Here is a 17381-nt window from a genome sequence, read left to right as displayed (position 1 = left end):
TCCGTAATGGGCGCAAGCCCTAATCGGCTTCGGGGTTCCAGGTTTCCTCGAAGAAGGCGTCCGGCCAGAGCAGCATGTCTGGATCTCCGGACATGAGCCGTCCCTTGGTGGTGTCATCTATGGGCAGCTTGAATTTGACAAAGGCAGTGAAAAGTCCGGCTTTGTCGATGTCGCCCACAAGCACGTATCCGATCAGGGTGTTGTCTTTGAATACCAGCTTGCGATAGCTTTTCTTCTTTTTGTCGAGGATGGTGGATATTTCCACTCCCTGCTCGTCTGGGGCAGGGTTGACCGTGCCGACCGAAATAGTGGGCAGGCCATAGAAACTGATGGAGTTCATGGACAGCCCGCCAGAATATTCGACAGACTCCCCGGCCATGTTTTTGCCCGCGCAGTATCCCTGATTGTAGGCGTTGGGCCAGATGGGCAGCACCCGGTTTTCCCCTGCAAGCAGGTCAAGCGCCTGGGCCACGTCGCCGGCCGCATATACGTTCGGAACGCTGGTAGCCATGTGGTCGTTGACTACGATGCCCTTGTCCACATTGATGCCTCCATCCCTCGCAAGGTCGAAGTTGGGGATAACGCCGATGGCGATAACCACGACTTCCGTCTGCAGGAAGCTGCCGTCCGTAAGATGGACGCCAACCATTTTCCCGTCGCCGTCGCGTTGGATTTCCTTGACGCTGACTCCGGTAAGCACGTTGAGACCGACTTCGTGAAGGCGTTCTGCTGCCAGTTCAGCTGCGTGGGAATCAAAGGCCATGCTGAGCACGCGGTCGGAAAGTTCGACAATGCTGACGTCCACGCCACGGTCGAACAGGGCTTCCCCCGCTTTGAGGCCGATGAGACCGCCGCCGATGACCACGGCCCGCTTCATGTCCTTGGCGCAGGTAATGAGCTGTTGGGCGTGTTCGATGTTGGTGAAGTTGTATACCCCCTCCCCGTCGGAACCGGGGATGGGCGGGGTGAACGGGGTGCCGCCCGTTCCTATCAGCAAGTGTTCGTACTCGATGGTTTCGCCATCGGCCGTGGTTATGGTCTTCTGCTCGACGTCCACGGCCGTGACCGTGGTGCCGAGTTTCAGTTCGATATTGTTTTGTTTGTAGAATTGCATGGGGCGCAGGGACAGTTTGTCCGGCGTTATCTTCCCTGCCAGCAGGTAGGAAATGAGCGGACGACCATAGGCAGGAGTGTCCTCCGCGCCGATGACCATGATGGTGTTTTCCGTATCGACCTTGCGGATGCCTTCAATGGCCCCGATGGATGCAATGCCGTTTCCGATGATGACGTATTTCATGGGAGACTCCGATAGCGGTGGCGTTTAGCGTTCCTCGTACTTCAGGGCCTGATTGGGACAGGCGGCCACGCATGCCGGGCCGTCTTCTCTGTCTTGGCACAGGTCGCATTTGACGATCTTGTTTTCAACGGGGTGGCGTCTGATTGCTCCATACGGACAGGCCATGAGGCAGGACCAGCAACCAACACATTTGTCCCGGTCGTAAACGGTCTGTCCGGTTTCCGGATCCTTGCGCAATCCACCGGAAATGCAAGCTGCAACACAGGATGGTTCATCGCAGTGGCGGCAGCTGATGGCTACGCAGATATCGCCCTTTTCAAAGACGCGTTTGCAGGGAGAAAGGCCTTTTTCGTTCCTTTCCTTGGTGTAGGCCAGGATGAGGTCCTTGCTTTCGGAATGGGCCGTTATGCATGCCAACTCACAGAGGTGGCAACCAATGCAGTATTCTTTGTCGGGGTATACTCTTTTCATGGCTTGCTCCCTACCTTCCGGCGTGCTTGACGCCGAGAATGTCCATTTCTGTGTCGGAAAGGCCGACAGCGCGGAGCTTGTCGCGGTTGCCGCGCAGGCTTTCAATGGAGTTCAGCCCCATTCCGCCCAGCATTTCCTCTATTTCGTGTCCCCATGCCCGAACCAGATTAACCATTTTCTTGGCCGCGATGTCTGGATTCTGGCGTCTGGAGAGCTTGGGATCGTTGGTGGCGATGCCCCACGGACATTTTCCGGTGTAACAACGTCCGCACAGGGTGCAGCCTACGGCGATGAGTGTGCCCGTTCCCATGTACACGGCGTCAGCGCCAAGGGCGATGGCCTTGATCACGTCCGCGGAACAGCGAATGCCGCCGCCGGCAATGATGGAAGCCTGGTTTCTGATTCCTTCATCGCGAAGGCGCTGGTCCACGCTGGCCAGTGCAAGCTCGATGGGGATGCCCACGTTGTCTCGCGTCATGGCCGGCGCCGCTCCCGTGCCACCACGCATACCGTCGATGGCCACGATGTCCGCTCCTGCGCGCACGACGCCCGAGGCGATTGCCGCCACGTTGTGAACCGCTGCGATTTTGACCGAAACGGGGGCCTTGTATTCCGAGGCCTCCTTGAGTGCAAAAATCAGCTGCAACAGGTCCTCAATGGAATAGATGTCATGGTGTGGTGCCGGGGAAATGGCGTCGGAGCCGATGGGGACCATACGGGTTTCCGAAACCTTGTCATTGATTTTTTCCCCGGGCAGATGGCCGCCGATACCCGGCTTTGCGCCCTGCCCCACCTTGATTTCGATGCCTGCTCCGGCCTGCAGGTAGTCCTTGTGCACGCCAAAACGGCCGGATGCCACCTGCACGATGGTGTTGGCTCCGTACTTGTAGAGGGATTTGTGCAGCCCACCCTCCCCGGTATTGTAATAGGTGCCCAACTCTGTGGCCGCGCGGGCCATGGCCCGGTGCAGGTTGAAGTTGATGGAGCCGAAAGACATGGCCGAAAAGAGGATCGGGTACTTGAGCTTGAGCTGCGGCGTTGTCCTGGTCTTGAGCTTGGGCTTGCCGTCAGTGCCCTGGGTCACCTCTATCCTGGATGGCTTTGCCCCCAGATAGGTGTCCAGCTCCATGGGCTCGCGCAACGGATCGATGGACGGGTTGGTAACCTGACTTGCGTCCAGCAGCATGCGGTCCCAGTAAATGGGAATATCGACCGGAGATCCCATGCCCGCAAGGAGGACGCCACCTGTGTCGGCCTGTTTGTATATGTTTTCGATGAAAACAGGACGCCAGCTGGCATTTCCGCGGAAATCAGAAGGTTTTTTGCGGATATGCAGTGCCGCTGTGGGACAAAGGGCTTCGCAGCGGTGACAGCCGATACATTTGGAGCTGTCGTGCATGACCTTGTTTCTGGCCTTGTCCCAGTAATGGGCCTCGTAGGAACATTGACGCACGCAGACTTGGCAATTGATGCACAGGTCCTTGTCCCTGTCGATGTGAAACTCGTGGTAATTCTTGTTGATGGGCTGGAACAGCAAGGCAGTTACCCTCTCTGAAAGTGTTTGCCAAAAAAGGTCATCATCCGGCTTGTTGGCGAGGTTGTATTTGTTGCTTTTTACAAAAATGAACAAAAACAGTTGTTGTCGAAGGAAGATCAGAAAAGCATATGGCTTCCTGTCGTGTCAAGCATTGTCTGTTGGCCTGAGCGAGAAAGAATTCTCTGTTTCACTTTTTTGCAAGCATCGACAAAAAACGGGCAGTACATTTTCGGCAAGAAATGTCTCTTTGACGACCTTTGGCTCCAGATTTTAATTATAATGATATGGGCGGGAGCGTACGGGGGAGAAAGCAGGTTGGAAAGGCTTGTGTAATGGGTGGCCTGATTGTGCTGCAAGTGAACGAGTTTCGATTTTACTTGACAGTTTTTGTTTTCGTCAATTAGAAGCAAATCCATGAACGCCAACTTTAATCGTTTTTTCAGCTTTTTCTTTTTTACCCACGCAAGCCTGTGGCTTGAGGGGGTTGGCGTCGTTTAAACGAGAAACCAACACCTAAAAAAGGGCCGCAGGCAAAACCTGCGGCCCTTTTTTTGTGCCGCAAGCCAGCAGGACGGCCCGCAACGAGGAGGAGTTGACATATGTTGGGGCTTGGTAGTGTCGAAATTGCGCTTGTTTATTGGTTATGCCTTGCGGCTACGGCGTTGTGTGTCGTTTACGGAATTGTGAATTGGAATGAAAGGGGGAGCGATGCTGTTTCTTCCAGTACGGATGAAGTCCTGAAAACGTCCGGAGGGAAGGAATAATGCTGCTGAAAGCCCTTGCTATCGTCGTCTATCTCGGGGTGGTTTTCTGGCTTGGTTTTGTCGGTTGGAAAAAAACTAAAAAATCGACTGACTATATGCTTGCTGGTCGTCAGATGAACCCATTCATCATGGCCATGTCCTATGGCGCCACATTTGTCTCCACTTCTGCCATCATCGGTTTTGGCGGTGCTGCTGGATTATTTGGTTTTTCTTTGCTTTGGCTGACTTTTTTGACCATTTTCGTGGGTGTGTTCGTGGCCATGGTTTTCTTTGGCAAACGGACACGGCGCATGGGCCTGGCGCTTGACAGCCACACCTTTCCCGAACTTTTGGGAAGGCGGTACGGGTCAAGGTTTATCCAGCAGTTTTCAGGATGCACCATTTTCCTGTTTATCCCGGTTTATGCTGCAGCCGTACTCATCGGCATCTGCCGCATGCTCGAAGTATCTTTCGCCGGAACCGCCATCGGCCTGCCCTACGAGGCGTGGCTGATCGTGGTGACCGGATTGATCGCACTGTATGTTGTTACGGGCGGGCTCAGGGCCGTCATGTACACGGATGCGTTTCAGGGAACGCTCATGGCCGTGATGATGGGTATACTCATTTATACCACGTATTCGTTGCTGGGCGGCGTTACCGAAGCGCATCAGGCACTTACGGACATGGCATCTCTTATGCCCGCAAAATTGCAGCAAGGGGGCATGATCGGTTGGACACAGGGGGCACATTTTGCTTCGCCTATCGGACTGACCATTTACACCACCATCGTGTATGGTGTGGGTTTCGGCGTATTGGCCCAGCCGCAGCTGGCGGTGCGTTTCATGACCGTGCCTTCGGACCGCGAATTGAACAGGGCCGTGCTCATCGGCGGCATTTTCATTTTGCTCATGACTGGTGTGGCTTTTACCGTGGGCGCGCTTTCCAACGCGGTTTTCATGCAGGAATTCGGGAAGATTTCCATCGTCATGGCCAAGGGGAATTTCGACAAGATCATTCCGCTTTACATTGAAAAGATAATGCCTCCGTGGTTTACAGGATTTTTTCTTGTGGCCATGTTTGCTGCGGCAATGTCCACCATGTCCTCGCAGTACCATGTGGGCGGCACTTCACTTGCCCGCGATTTCTTTGAGCAGTTCATCCGTTTTGGCAAGGGTGAAAACACCATGAAGCTGAATAGGTTGGGCGTAGTCGTGACGGTGTGCATGACTCTTATATGGGCATGGGTTTTGCCTGGGTCGATCATTGCCCGCGCAACAGCCTTTTTCTTCGGTCTCTGTGCGGCTTCTTTCCTGCCCATCTATGCTTTGGGGTTGTATTGGAAAGGCATGACCAAGACCGGGGCCAAGGTTTCCATGGTGGGCGGTTTTGCAGCATCCATGTTCTGGTTGCTGTTCGTGCACCTTAAGGAATCTGCGGCCATTGGACTGTGCAAGGCCCTGACCGGCCTTGATTCACTTGCCATGGCCGGAGCCAAGGGGTCGTGGGTGTGGCTGTTGCAATGGCTGGATCCCAATGTGGTAGCTTTGCCCGTGTCGCTTGTCCTTGCCGTTGGAGTAAGTTTGGTGACCCGGCCCATGACGGTTCGGCATCTTCAGGCCTGCTGGGCGAGAATTGGTTGAGTTCGTTGTGCAGTCTGCGGACGTCGCCTTTTTCTGTATTGGCGGCGTCCGTTTTTTTCTTTGACAGCATCGGGCGCGCCGGAGCATAAAAGCCCTTCGGATCAACACGCTACAAGGAAAAATGATGAAACCTGAAAGTATCAATGTGAATGTCAAGTTCATGCATCCGGTCTGGGATGAGCATGATCTTGAATACGCCACCAGCCATTCTGTGGGGCTGGACCTTCGCGCCTGTTTTGATCAGGAATATCTTGAAATCGGTCCGGGCGAACGCCGTACAATCGGTACGGGTATCGCCATCGACGTCCGCGAACCCGGTGTAGCCGGTTTTCTGTATTCCCGAAGCGGACTGGGGACCAAGGAAGGCCTGACCGTCAGTCAGGGCGTTGGTGTCATCGATCCCGATTACCGGGGGGAAATCAAGGTTTCATTACTCAATACTTCCGGTGAAAAACGACGAATCCGACGCGGGCAGCGCATTGCCCAGTTGGTATTCAAGACATGCTATCAGGCCTCCATCAGCGCGGTCGAGGAACTGACCGGGACCGAGCGCGGGGCCGGAGGATTCGGTCACACCGGAAAACATTGAGGAGAACAGTATCATGACCAAGGCGTTTGATGCCATTGTCGAACGGGAAAACAAGCTTTTGTGCAACACATATGGAAGGTATCCTCTGGCGGTTTCCAAGGCACAAGGTTGCCACCTGTATGACCTCGAGGGACAGGAATACCTGGATTTGCTTTCCGGCATAGCCGTGTGCAGCCTGGGCCATAGTCGCCCGGAACTTGCAGACGTCATGAATGAACAGGCCCGGAAGCTGGTTCATGTCAGCAATCTTTTCTATCAAAACGAACAGCTTGATCTGGCGGAACGCCTGCTGGACACCTGTGCTGCGGACAAGGTCTTTTTCTGCAACTCCGGGGCCGAGGCCAACGAAGGCGCCATCAAGCTGGCACGCCGCTATTCCAGCAAAGTCGCCGGGCGTGACGCTTGTGAAATCGTGACCCTCGAACGTTCTTTTCATGGGCGAACCCTGTGCACCCTGACCGCCACCGGGCAGAAAGGATTGATCAAGGACGGCTTTGCTCCCCTGCCCTCGGGATTTTCCACGGTTCCTTTCGACGATGTTGCCGCGCTGGAGACTGCGGTCGGTCCGCAGACATGCGCCATCATGATCGAGATGATCCAGGGCGAAGGCGGTATCCGTCCCTTGTCTGAAGAATACGTGCGGACCGTAGAACGCCTCAGAGAAAAATACGGATTGCTTGTCATTGTGGATGAAGTTCAGACCGGCATGTGCCGTACCGGCCGTTTCTGGGCGCATCAGCATTACGGGCTTGTGCCGGACATATTCACTTCTGCAAAGGCTTTGGCAAACGGTTTGCCCATGGGTGCGGTGCTTACTTCGGACGAAGTCGCTCGTGGTTTTGAGCCGGGGTCGCACGCTACCACCTTTGGCGGTGGTGCTGTGGTCTCCGCTGTGGCTGCCAAGGTCGTGGACATCATGGTGCAGGATAAATTGGCAGACCGCGCCATGGAAATGGGGGAATTCGCCCGCGAACAGGCCTTGCTGCTTGCTGAAAAGTACCCTGAACATGTGCGCGGGGTGCGCGGTATGGGGCTGTTGCTCGGAATAGAGCTTGCCTGCGATGGAAAGGAAATTTGGCAGCGGCTGTTGGAAGAACGGTTTGTTTGCAACCTGACGCAGGGGCGCATATTACGGCTTGCGCCGCCGTTGGTGATAGAAGCTGATGATTTAATCAAGTTTTTCAAGGCGCTTGACCTGATACTTGCTGCATAGCGGATGCAATATGTGGGGGCGCTGCACGGCGCCCCTTTTTGTTTGGACAACCCAATGCATTGCCTTGACCGGCCTGTGTCCAATCCGTATTGTTTTGTAAGGAGCAAGCCATGGAGAGTATTTCACCTATGGAAAGCTTGGACGGGTATGGCATTGATGCAGCCCGTCGGCATGAGGAAGAAAAGGAAAAGGTTCGGCCCGGCTCGGATGCCGAAACCGTCGACCGGAATTCCTCGAAAGTCGAAGCCGATGAACTGAAGAACAGTTTTTCGGCCTCGGTACAGCAATCCGTGTATACGGGCAAAGGCTCTTTTTTTGACACGGTAGTCTGATACGTTTGTACCACACCATGACCGGCCGAAGGTTCACTTTGGCCTTTTTTACTGCAATTCAAGGAAATGAATCATGTCCACACTCATGAAGATAGAGTTCTCTGTTCCTGCGGAAAAAGCTGACGATTGCAACGCATTCCTTGCGCCCAAGGTTTCGCACGGTTGGGAGGAGATTCCCGAAACAGAAGGTGATCGCATGTTGTTCAGGATTTTTCTTGAGGACCACCCTCTCGGAACCGAGCTGACACGGGATATCGAAGCACGGTTTCCTGGGTGTAGGCTCAGCCATTCCGAGCAGGAATCCGAGGATTGGGCCATGGCCTGGAAGGATTTTTTCAACCCGGTCATGTGTGGCGAACGGTTTGAAATTCTGCCCCCGTGGCTGTCCGAAGACGGACATGACGGCAAGACACATATTGTCATCGAGCCCAAGATGGCTTTTGGAACCGGGCATCACCCCACCACTTCCCTGTGTCTTGAGGCTATTGGGGAAATCGTCCAAAAAGGTCTGGTACGCGAAGGCATGCGTTTTCTGGATTTGGGCACGGGCTCAGGAATTCTCGGCATCGGTCTGTGCAAGCTCGGCCTGAAGGGCATCGGGCTGGACATTGACCCGCAGGCCATTGCCTGTGCGCAGGAAAATCTTGAAACCAACAATGTTGCCGAATCCATGCGTCTTGCCGTGGGCAGTGTGGAAAGCCTTGATGCCGGGCATGAGTTCGATGTTGTTGTGGCCAACATCCTTTCCGGCCCACTGATAGAGATGGCCGTTGACATTGTGCCCCATGTGCGTCCGGAAGGCGTGCTCGTGCTTTCTGGCATCCTGAATGAACAGGCTCAGGCTGTGGCTGCTGCTTATGAACGGCGCGGCATTGGCCAGCCTGTCATTACCAGTCAGGGTGAATGGGCTGTGTTGGTCTGGGATTCGGTTCGGAGGTAGTTTTGTGGGACGCGCACAGTTGCTCATGCGCATGTTTGATTTCATGCACCAATCCTTGGGACCGAGCAACTGGTGGCCTGCGGATTCACCTTTCGAAGTGGCGGTTGGCGCGATCCTGACCCAGAATACCAACTGGGGCAACGTGACCAAGGCCATTGATGCCCTCAAGGTTGCCGGAGCTCTTGATGAACAACGGCTGGACTCCTTTTCTCAAGAAGAGCTTGAGGTTCTGATTCGTCCGTGCGGATACTATCGGCAAAAAGCCAGGCGTCTGCTCAATTTCATGGCCTTTCTTCATGAGTATGCAGATGGTTCCATTACCAGGCTTGCCGGGCAGGACATGGACAGTCTCCGCAAGGCGCTTCTGAGTGTCAACGGAATTGGCCCGGAGACTGCGGATTCCATTCTGTGTTATGCCTTGGAAAAACCTGTTCTGGTCGTGGACGCCTATACGGCCCGGATTTTTAATCGACACGGTCTTGTCGAGCCGGATGTGGATTACCACGCATTGCAATCGTATATCATGGACGTATTGCCCCAGGACGTGTCATTGTTCAATGAATACCATGCATTGCTTGTTCGGGTAGGCAATGCATGGTGTAGGCGAAAAGCTGGCTGGTGCGAGTCCTGTCCCCTGCAACCTTTGCTGGAATCCTGATGCGAACGGATATCGTGCGGAAATATATTTTTTATTGCCTTGTTTTTCTTGCTTTTACGCAGGCATCTCCTGTGTGCGCCGAGGAATCCGGGACCATTCATGAGGTCATCGAACAACAGAATTACGAGGCAGATGTCCGCCAGAATCAGGTTTTGGATCTGAAGCGCAAGGCAGATGAGTTGTCCGGTCGTTTAGATGCGGTCGCCAAGCGTGTGCGCACCATGAGCGGCAAGGTCAGAAAACAGCAAAAGGTGTTGGATAAGATTCGCCAGCATGAAAAAGCTGCCCGCGAGGAACATTTTGAACTTGAAGCTCGCAAGAAATCGATACTCAAGGAATTGAATGCCTTGCTCGAAACCTTGTGGCCTGTACATATTCAGAACGCACAGGGCCGATTCGCCGGTGTGGATTCGTGGGACATGGCCAACCGGCGCTTCAATTGGCTTTCTTCGGTGTATACCGCTACCCGCGAAAAGTTCGTGGCCGCACGGGATACGGCCGAGCAGCTGAAACGCAACCTTGAACGGCAACGTCTTTTGGAAAAAGAGGCTGAACTGCAGCTTGCACGGATCAACAAAAACAAAGACAGGCTATTGCGCGATAAGTGGACATTGCGGTCCAATCTCAAGAAGGTCACCACCAAGAAACGGACGCTTGAAAGTGAATTGCAGGACATTCTTGCCACCATCAAGCAACTCAATTATCAACTGAGCACCCAAAAAACCAAAAAATTCGATTTTTACAAACGAGCCTTGCCCTGGCCTGTGGACGGAGACGTAGTGGCCCATTTCAATCTGCGGGCCAAACCGCCCTCCCGGGGACTGTCACTGAGTGTAATCGATGAGGCTGAAGTTCGATCAATATTTTGGGGCAAGGTTGTTCATAATGATACGCTGCGCGGTTTCGGCAAGGTCGTGATCGTGTACCATGGATATAATTATTATAGTCTATACGCATATTTGCAGGATACATTCGTTGAAACGGGGCAGGAAGTCGAAAAGGATGAACCCATTGGCAGAGCCGGGTTCTATCCCAAGGTCAATGGTCCGGGACTGTATTTTGAATTGCGTTTTCACCAAAAACCCATTAACCCGGACCTTTGGTTAACCTCTTTAAATTGATTGGCAAGTTGACCTGAGACAGGGATAGATCTCGGGGAGGGAACAATGCGCATTACCTTGTGGCTGACGACTTTTCTTCTTCTTTTTACGCTTACCGTTACTCCTGGCTCCAGTATAGCGAGCAAGGATGACGCCCATTTCGATGCCTTGCGCCGGTTCAGCCAAGTGCTTGATATGGTCGAAGGGTATTATGTCAATCCCATCACCAAAAAGGAACTGATCGAGGATTCCATCAAGGGCATGCTGGAACAGTTGGACCCGCATTCCGCATATCTCACCGCCGAAGACTTCAAGGATATGCAGGAAAGCACCAGCGGCAAATTCAGCGGCATCGGCATTGAAATCAGCATGGAGAACGGTCGTCTCATTGTAGTTTCTCCCATCGAGGACACGCCGGCGTACAAGGCCGGGCTCAAGGCTGGGGATTTCATCCTTGAAATTGATGGAGAGTCTACCCAGGACATTACTCTCATGGATGCTGTTTCCAAGATTCGTGGTCCCAAGGGGAGCACTATCACCCTGACCATCATGCATGAGGACTCGCAGGTTCCCGAAGACGTGGCCATTGTGCGTGGTACGATTCCCATCGTCAGCGTCAAGACCAAGGTTTTGGACAAGGGCTACCTGTACGTGCGTCTGACTCGATTCAATGAGAATACCACCAAGGAATTGCTTGAGGGTATTGATGAATTCCGTGATGACAATGAATTGAAAGGCATTGTTCTTGACCTGCGCAATAACCCCGGGGGACTTCTGGGACAGGCCGTATCTGTTGCAGACACCTTCCTTGAAGACGGTCTGATCGTTTACATTCAGGGCAAAAACGAGGCCCAGCGCAAGGATTTCATGGCTGGCGAAAGCAAAGAGGACGTTTCTGTTCCTATGGTTGTACTTATCAACTCGGGATCGGCTTCGGCTTCTGAGATCGTTGCCGGTGCCTTGCAGGACCACAACCGCGCCCTTCTCGTAGGTGAACGTTCTTTCGGCAAGGGATCCGTCCAAACCGTGATTCCCCTTTCCGACGGTGCCGGTATCAAGTTGACCACCGCGCTCTACTACACGCCCAGCGGACGTTCAATTCAGGCCACGGGAATCGAACCTGATCTGAGCATTCCTTTTGTGGAGCCTGCCGAAGATGACAAGTCCGACCTGCGTCGCCGTTTCACCGTACGTGAAAAGGATCTTGGCGGTCATTTGGAAAACGCCAATGGCGAAACGCCGGAACAGAAGAAAAAAAATAAAGAAATCAAAGATATGCTTGCTAAGGACAATCAGTTGCGCATGGGGCTTGAACTGGTGCGCAGTTTGCCGAGGTTGAGCAAAATCAAATAGCGAATGACTCAGGACAGGGAGCCGTTGGAAAGCGGCTCGGAAAAAACGCATAGCACTGAAAAAGAAACCGGGCTGGACAGGCTGAAACATCGCCTGTTCCGGCCCGGTGTTCTCATTGCTGTCTTTGCTGTCGTGTTGTGCGGCATGGGAGTGGTTATTCATCTGCTCATGAATTCCGCTCCGCCCGTTCCCGTCGTTATGGAATCCAAAGAGCCGGTCGTCCTTCAGGCTGTATCTCCGGAATCATCCAAACGTATTTATGAGGAAGCCTTTGGCGGCTTGGAAGAGATCGTCAAACAGGTTGACTTCGCTTTGTTGGAAGCCCTGCGTACGAGCGGAATCGATATGCAGCGGCTGGAGTTGGATGAGGTGACGATCCGCAGCCACGCCGGACAGGATTATCATTTCCAGCGCTTGCGCATACCGAATGTCAAAAAGCGTGATGCCTTTTTATTGGCTTTGCAGAAGAGTTTGTCCAAGCGTGTGACCAATGCGTATCTTACAGGAGACGGTGACCATGTTTCCCTGATGGTCGGAGACGTCAACACCCATGATATCCTGCTGGATGGCATCCGACAAACGCCCTCTGCCCCTGCCCCCAATCGCGTCAATGGACCCAAGCTGGTTGTCGTCATTGATGACGTTGGTGAAAATATGAAAATTCTCAAGGGGTTGTTGTCCATCGATTTACCCCTTGTCTATGCGGTCTGGCCTGCCAGCAGTCATATGAACGAATCTGTACGTTTACTTCGTAAGGCCGGACGGGATATTCTTGTTCATTTTCCCATGCAGCCCAAAGGCTATCCCCGCGTGAACCCCGGCGAAGGGGCATTGTTTGTAACCATGAATGCCCGTGAAATCAGCAATACGGTCCGGAAATACGTCGCCATGATTCCCGAGGCCATCGGTGCCAATAATCATATGGGGTCGCTTTTCACGGAAAACAAGCCCGGGATGCGGGCAGCGCTCAAGGAATTTAAGAAACGTGGGCTTTTCTTTCTGGACAGCATGACCACACCGAAAAGTGTCGGCCGGGATGTAGCTCGTTCCATTGCCATACCTTTTTACAAACGCAACGTCTTTCTGGATAACGTCAAGGATGTTTCCTCCATTGTGTACCAATTGCGCAAGGCCGAAAGGATTGCCCAGAGTCGAGGCCAGGCCATTGCCATCGGCCATCCGCATCCGGCAACTTTGGCCGCAATCAGGCAATGGGCAACTCGTCGCAACAAGAAAGTGACCGTTGTCCCCTTATCACGGCTCAAACCGGCTTTTTCAGATTCGTGAGTGGGATCCTGAGCCTTGCCGACAGTAAATGTTCACGAAATGTATCTCATATTTGTCTGAAATAGTGTGTTTTTTAGGATAATACCTGCCCCGGCGATTTGCTTTTCTTGTCTTTATCAATTTTTTTTCTAGAAAAATCGTGTTCCAATCCGCTGTTAAGGTTGCCTAGGTCATACCTGTGGTGTTAGGTGAAATATTAAGAAACTCTTGGTATTGACCGATATGAATACAGCTTTCGGTCCGTTTTTTGCTTTATCTTCCGGCGTGATGTAAATTTGACACAACGGGAAAGAGAGAGGCTGGATACGATTCATGAGCAAGATTCTCGAACAAGATGAAGTTGATGCCCTGTTGCGCGGACTTTCGGGGGGCGACGTAGAGACCGAGGCGGAGCTTCCTGAAGATGATTCCGGCGTGGTCTCTTTTGACCTCGCCAACCAGGATAGAATCATCCGCGGACGCATGCCGGTCCTTGAAATCGTCAATGACCGTTTTGCGCGGTTGTGCACCAACGCCCTTGCCAACACCATGCGCAAGCGCGTGGACATAAACCCCATTTCCATCGACATGTCCAAGTTTGGCGACTTCATGCGCTCCCTGCCTGTTCCCACATCCATCTCCATATTCAAAATGGACCCCTTGCGCGGCAACGCCCTGCTCGTTGTCGATTCAAGGCTGGTCTTTGCTCTGGTTGAAAATTTCTTTGGTGGTGCCGGAAGCCAGCCCAAGGTGGAGGGGCGCGATTTCACACCCATCGAGCAGGCCATTGTCGAACGTGTTGTCAAGATTGCCCTGACCAATATGGAAGAATCGTGGCAGCCTGTTCACGAGGTGCACATCGAGATGGTTCGCACCGAGGTCAACCCGCAATTTGCTGCCATTGTACCCCCCTCGGACGTGGTTATCGTGGTTACGTTCGAGGTTGAGCTGGAAAATGCCATCGGTTCGCTGATTATCTGCCTGCCCTATGCCACCATGGAACCCATTCGTTCCAAGTTGCATGCCTCGTTCCAGTCGGAACGCCTTGAAGTTGACCACGCGTGGATCAACCGGTTCAAGGAACGTCTCATGGAAACGCCCGTCGAAATGGTTGTGCGGCTTGGTCAAAGCAAAATTTCCGGCCGACAACTCATGAATCTCAAAACCGGCGATATTTTATTGTTGGATACGGATGAGGATGAACTGCTGGAGGCGGAGATCGAAGGGATCAAGAAGTTCGAAGGATTGCCCGGAAGGGTCAAGGGCAACAAGGCCTTCAAGGTCAAGAAGGAACAGGAACTTCGTTTTTGATTTTTTCCATACGGATATTTGTTGTGGGCCGCCTTCTTCGGGCGGCTTTTTTTATGGACTAATGCTTGACGAACGTCCTGAATGTCCCGCATTCTCATGCGTCAAATCATTATTTTCGGAGGAGAACAATGAAAAGGATCTGTCTTGTCGTTTTGATTTTTGTTCTTCTTGCCACATCCGCCATGTGTGCTGAGAAGACATACTCCATTTCTGTTAATCAGATTGTGGAACACCCCGCTTTGGACGCCCTGCGTCAGGGATTTATGGATTCCCTGAAGGATGAGGGGGTCAAGGCCGAATACAACGTGCACATCGCACAGGGCAATGCGGCCACAAATACACAGATCGCCAGTCAGATTCTCGGGGAGCAACCCGATCTGGTGCTGGCCATTTCCACGTCTTCCGCCCAGGTTGTTGCCCAGAAGATCAAAGATCGCCCCATTCTGTTCACTGGTGTAACCGATCCGGTAACGGCAGGGTTGGTCAAAAGCTTGGAAAAACCCGGGGCAAACATCAGTGGCATGACTGATCTCAGCCCCATGAAGAAGCATGTGGAGCTGATTCGAGAAATTGTTCCGTCCGTCAAATCCATCGGTGTGATCTACAATTCGGGTGAACCGAATTCCATCGTGCTCGTCAACCTGCTCAAAAAGTATGCGTCCGAAATGAGTATCGACGTGGTTGAAGGAACCATAGCCAACTCGTCTGGTGTTTATCAGGCTGCCAAAAGTCTTGTTGGGCGTGCGGACGTTGTTTATGTTCCGACCGACAACACTGTGGTTTCCGCCATCGAGTCGGCCGTCAAGGTCTGCCGACAGAACCATTTGCCGCTGATTGCCGCGGATGTTGATTCGGTAGAACGCGGCGCGGTTGCTGCCCTTGCCGTCGATTACTATCTTATGGGGCGCCAGACTGGTGAAATGGGTGCCCGTGTTTTGCGGGATGGTGCTAAGCCTGCCGACATGCATGTCGAAACGATAAGGCAACTGCGTCTGTATGCGAACCAGAAGTCCGCAGAGGCCATGGGTGTCAAGCTGCCCCAATCCGTTCTTTCCCGTGCGGACAAGATTATCGAGTAACCTCGACGGTTGCCATGAACTGCCGTAAGGAGTAACAGGCGCGTTGCAAATCAACGCGCCTGTTTTGGCATATCAAGAATAATCGGAACAACGATGACTTTATACGCGTTTTATGGAGCTTTGGAACAGGGGTTCGCCTATGGCCTTATGGTTTTGGGTGTCTATCTGACGTTCAGGATATTGGATTTTCCCGATCTCACGGTTGATGGAAGTTTGCCCTTGGGGGCATCCGTTTCCGCGGTGGCAATATCATCCGGGTATTCCCCTTTCGTGGCCATTTTCATGGCTTGCGGGGCTGGTTTTCTGGCTGGTATGGTGACGGGAATTCTGAATACAAAGCTCAAGATTTTGCATCTGCTGGCGTCCATATTGACCATGATCGCCCTGTATTCCGTAAATCTGCGGATCATGGGAAAACCGAATGTCAGCCTGCTTGGGCAGAATACCGTGGTCGATTGGTTCATGGAACTTTCCGGCCTTCCCCAATATTTGTCCACCCCAATCCTTTTTTGTGCGGTTTGTGTGCTGGCGGCGGTTACCCTTGTCTGGTTTCTGCATACGGAAATCGGGCTGGCGCTTCTTGCCACCGGAGACAACCCCCAGATGATTACCAGCCAGGGCGTAAATACGCATACGGTAATCATTTTCGGTGTTGGACTTTCCAACGCCATGGTGGCCTGCTCCGGTGCCCTGGTGGCCCAGAATCAGGGGGCTGCGGACGTGAATATGGGCGTGGGCAGCATTGTTGCCGGCCTGGCATCCGTCATTATCGGTGAAACTGTCTTCGGCGACCGGACCATCTTTCGCGCCATCGTTGCTGCCCTGCTCGGTTCGGTCCTGTACCGCGTCGCCATAGCGCTGGCTCTCGGCCTCAAACTTGGGGCCTTTTCCATCACACCGAGCGACCTGAACCTGATCACCGCGCTTCTGGTGGTGGTTGCCCTGACTGCGCCGGGTATAAAGAAAAAGTTATTCTTCAGGGGGGCCGCGTCATGAGTGGCCGTATCACGATAACCGGGGCCTTCAAGGCCTTCAACAGGGGCAGCGTGAATGAGGTCAAGGCAATCAACGGTATTGACCTGACCATCGATGCGGGGGATTTCATTACGATCATTGGTTCCAACGGTGCCGGAAAATCAACTTTTCTCAATGCTCTTTCAGGGAGTTTTCTCTTGGATTCCGGGTCGATTGTAATGGGAGACGACGATGTAACTTCTTGGCCTGAACACAAGCGTGCAGCCAAGATTGGTCGGGTTTTTCAGGACCCGCTTCTGGGGACCTGTGCCGGGGCGACCATAGAACAGAACATGGCCCTCGCCATGAAACGGGGAAAATCTCGAGGGCTCGGCTTTGGTGTCAAAGCCAGGGATCGCGCCCTTTTTCAGGAGAATCTGGCCCAACTGGGCCTGGGGCTGGAAGACAGACTTCGGACAGCTACAGGGTTGCTGTCCGGAGGACAACGTCAGGCCCTGACCATGCTTATGGCCACAATGGTTCGTCCTGAATTATTGTTGTTGGATGAACACACGGCGGCACTTGATCCGAAAACCGCTCAGATGATATTGGAGCTGACGCAGGAAATGGTTGAACAGCAGAGCCTGACGGCTCTCATGGTCACCCATAACATGAGTCAGGCCATCAATTTGGGCAACCGTCTGGTCATGTTCCACCGTGGACGCGTGGTTTTGGATATTGCAGGTGAAGAAAAGCAGAATCTTAGGGTTGAGGATCTGCTGCAGCGTTTTGCCGAGCTCAGAGGTGACGAAGAGCTTTCGGACCGTATGCTCTTGTGCTGATGCTGCAATACCGACAATGTCCGGCCATTGAATGAAAAACACAACCAGGGAGGCAA

17 protein-coding genes are annotated in these 17381 nt (G+C 53.1%); 14 read left to right on the top strand and 3 right to left on the bottom strand.

What is annotated here, in order from left to right:
* Nucleotides 1-19 precede the first annotated feature (19 nt).
* From F8A88_RS06090 to F8A88_RS06080, 3 genes are read right to left on the bottom strand one after another with little or no spacing between them, the layout of a single operon-like run.
* The gene (locus F8A88_RS06090) at nucleotides 20-1297 is read right to left on the bottom strand and encodes an NAD(P)/FAD-dependent oxidoreductase (RefSeq protein ID WP_151150172.1); all 1278 of its coding nucleotides are present in this window, start codon (nucleotides 1295-1297) and stop codon (nucleotides 20-22) included.
* A gap of 24 nt (nucleotides 1298-1321) precedes the next feature.
* On the bottom strand, nucleotides 1322-1768 hold the full coding sequence (locus F8A88_RS06085; protein ID WP_151150171.1) for a 4Fe-4S dicluster domain-containing protein: 447 nt from the start codon (nucleotides 1766-1768) through the stop codon (nucleotides 1322-1324).
* 10 nt (nucleotides 1769-1778) lie between these two features.
* Nucleotides 1779-3305 (bottom strand): glutamate synthase-related protein, encoded by a 1527-nt coding sequence (locus F8A88_RS06080; RefSeq protein WP_151150170.1) that lies wholly within the window; start codon nucleotides 3303-3305, stop codon nucleotides 1779-1781.
* A gap of 599 nt (nucleotides 3306-3904) precedes the next feature.
* Here F8A88_RS06080 and F8A88_RS16065 point away from each other — a divergent pair.
* The 14 genes from F8A88_RS16065 (at nucleotide 3905) to F8A88_RS06015 (ending at nucleotide 17325) form a co-directional block, all read left to right on the top strand.
* Nucleotides 3905-4069: a symporter small accessory protein gene (locus F8A88_RS16065; RefSeq protein ID WP_338325281.1), complete on the top strand. Its 165-nt coding sequence runs from the start codon at nucleotides 3905-3907 to the stop codon at nucleotides 4067-4069.
* Entirely contained in the window at nucleotides 4069-5688 is a 1620-nt protein-coding gene (locus tag F8A88_RS06075) for a sodium:solute symporter family protein (RefSeq protein ID WP_151150169.1), read from the top strand. The genes F8A88_RS16065 and F8A88_RS06075 overlap by 1 nt, the downstream gene beginning before the upstream one ends.
* A 124-nt stretch (nucleotides 5689-5812) precedes the next feature.
* Nucleotides 5813-6277: a dUTP diphosphatase gene (dut, locus tag F8A88_RS06070; RefSeq protein ID WP_151150168.1), complete on the top strand. Its 465-nt coding sequence runs from the start codon at nucleotides 5813-5815 to the stop codon at nucleotides 6275-6277.
* Nucleotides 6278-6290: 13 nt separating this feature from the next.
* Nucleotides 6291-7490: an aspartate aminotransferase family protein gene (locus F8A88_RS06065; RefSeq protein WP_151150167.1), complete on the top strand. Its 1200-nt coding sequence runs from the start codon at nucleotides 6291-6293 to the stop codon at nucleotides 7488-7490.
* A 110-nt stretch (nucleotides 7491-7600) separates the two neighbouring features.
* On the top strand, nucleotides 7601-7822 hold the full coding sequence (locus tag F8A88_RS06060; RefSeq protein ID WP_151150166.1) for a hypothetical protein: 222 nt from the start codon (nucleotides 7601-7603) through the stop codon (nucleotides 7820-7822).
* A gap of 73 nt (nucleotides 7823-7895) precedes the next feature.
* Nucleotides 7896-8762, top strand: a complete 867-nt coding sequence (gene prmA / locus F8A88_RS06055; protein WP_151150165.1) for a 50S ribosomal protein L11 methyltransferase — start codon at nucleotides 7896-7898, stop codon at nucleotides 8760-8762.
* Nucleotides 8763-8766: 4 nt separating this feature from the next.
* Nucleotides 8767-9420, top strand: a complete 654-nt coding sequence (locus F8A88_RS06050; protein WP_241667358.1) for an endonuclease III domain-containing protein — start codon at nucleotides 8767-8769, stop codon at nucleotides 9418-9420.
* Nucleotides 9381-10541 carry a murein hydrolase activator EnvC family protein gene (locus F8A88_RS06045; RefSeq protein WP_241667357.1) on the top strand — a complete coding sequence of 387 codons (1161 nt, stop codon included), beginning with the start codon at nucleotides 9381-9383 and terminating at the stop codon, nucleotides 10539-10541. Before F8A88_RS06050 ends, F8A88_RS06045 begins: the two co-directional genes overlap by 40 nt.
* Nucleotides 10542-10586: 45 nt before the next feature.
* A complete protein-coding gene (locus tag F8A88_RS06040) occupies nucleotides 10587-11873 on the top strand; it encodes a S41 family peptidase (RefSeq protein ID WP_151150164.1) in 1287 nt (428 codons plus the stop codon).
* A 3-nt stretch (nucleotides 11874-11876) separates the two neighbouring features.
* On the top strand, nucleotides 11877-13160 hold the full coding sequence (locus F8A88_RS06035; RefSeq protein WP_151150163.1) for a divergent polysaccharide deacetylase family protein: 1284 nt from the start codon (nucleotides 11877-11879) through the stop codon (nucleotides 13158-13160).
* 312 nt (nucleotides 13161-13472) lie between these two features.
* On the top strand, nucleotides 13473-14450 hold the full coding sequence (gene fliM, locus F8A88_RS06030) for a flagellar motor switch protein FliM (RefSeq protein ID WP_151150162.1): 978 nt from the start codon (nucleotides 13473-13475) through the stop codon (nucleotides 14448-14450).
* A 128-nt stretch (nucleotides 14451-14578) separates the two neighbouring features.
* Nucleotides 14579-15529 (top strand): ABC transporter substrate-binding protein, encoded by a 951-nt coding sequence (locus tag F8A88_RS06025; protein ID WP_151150161.1) that lies wholly within the window; start codon nucleotides 14579-14581, stop codon nucleotides 15527-15529.
* A 93-nt stretch (nucleotides 15530-15622) separates the two neighbouring features.
* Nucleotides 15623-16525, top strand: coding sequence for an ABC transporter permease (locus F8A88_RS06020; protein WP_151150160.1), 903 nt, complete (start codon nucleotides 15623-15625; stop codon nucleotides 16523-16525).
* On the top strand, nucleotides 16522-17325 hold the full coding sequence (locus F8A88_RS06015; RefSeq protein ID WP_151150159.1) for an ABC transporter ATP-binding protein: 804 nt from the start codon (nucleotides 16522-16524) through the stop codon (nucleotides 17323-17325). Before F8A88_RS06020 ends, F8A88_RS06015 begins: the two co-directional genes overlap by 4 nt.
* Nucleotides 17326-17381: the final 56 nt, after the last annotated feature.

This window comes from Pseudodesulfovibrio senegalensis (genome assembly GCF_008830225.1).
Classification (GTDB): Bacteria; Desulfobacterota; Desulfovibrionia; order Desulfovibrionales; family Desulfovibrionaceae; genus Pseudodesulfovibrio; species Pseudodesulfovibrio senegalensis.
This window is presented reverse-complemented; position numbering and strand designations above follow the sequence as displayed.

Excerpts from the sequence above, each read along its gene's own strand:
- F8A88_RS06090 (WP_151150172.1), bottom strand. The coding sequence starts at position 1,297 with ATGAAATACGTCATCATCGGAAACGGCATTGCATCCATCGGGGCCATT.
- F8A88_RS06085 (WP_151150171.1), bottom strand. The coding sequence starts at position 1,768 with ATGAAAAGAGTATACCCCGACAAAGAATACTGCATTGGTTGCCACCTC.
- F8A88_RS16065 (WP_338325281.1), top strand. The coding sequence starts at position 3,905 with ATGTTGGGGCTTGGTAGTGTCGAAATTGCGCTTGTTTATTGGTTATGC.
- F8A88_RS06075 (WP_151150169.1), top strand. The coding sequence starts at position 4,069 with ATGCTGCTGAAAGCCCTTGCTATCGTCGTCTATCTCGGGGTGGTTTTC.
- dut (WP_151150168.1), top strand. The coding sequence starts at position 5,813 with ATGAAACCTGAAAGTATCAATGTGAATGTCAAGTTCATGCATCCGGTC.
- F8A88_RS06065 (WP_151150167.1), top strand. The coding sequence starts at position 6,291 with ATGACCAAGGCGTTTGATGCCATTGTCGAACGGGAAAACAAGCTTTTG.
- F8A88_RS06060 (WP_151150166.1), top strand. The coding sequence starts at position 7,601 with ATGGAGAGTATTTCACCTATGGAAAGCTTGGACGGGTATGGCATTGAT.
- prmA (WP_151150165.1), top strand. The coding sequence starts at position 7,896 with ATGTCCACACTCATGAAGATAGAGTTCTCTGTTCCTGCGGAAAAAGCT.
- F8A88_RS06040 (WP_151150164.1), top strand. The coding sequence starts at position 10,587 with ATGCGCATTACCTTGTGGCTGACGACTTTTCTTCTTCTTTTTACGCTT.
- F8A88_RS06035 (WP_151150163.1), top strand. The coding sequence starts at position 11,877 with ATGACTCAGGACAGGGAGCCGTTGGAAAGCGGCTCGGAAAAAACGCAT.
- fliM (WP_151150162.1), top strand. The coding sequence starts at position 13,473 with ATGAGCAAGATTCTCGAACAAGATGAAGTTGATGCCCTGTTGCGCGGA.
- F8A88_RS06025 (WP_151150161.1), top strand. The coding sequence starts at position 14,579 with ATGAAAAGGATCTGTCTTGTCGTTTTGATTTTTGTTCTTCTTGCCACA.
- F8A88_RS06020 (WP_151150160.1), top strand. The coding sequence starts at position 15,623 with ATGACTTTATACGCGTTTTATGGAGCTTTGGAACAGGGGTTCGCCTAT.
- F8A88_RS06015 (WP_151150159.1), top strand. The coding sequence starts at position 16,522 with ATGAGTGGCCGTATCACGATAACCGGGGCCTTCAAGGCCTTCAACAGG.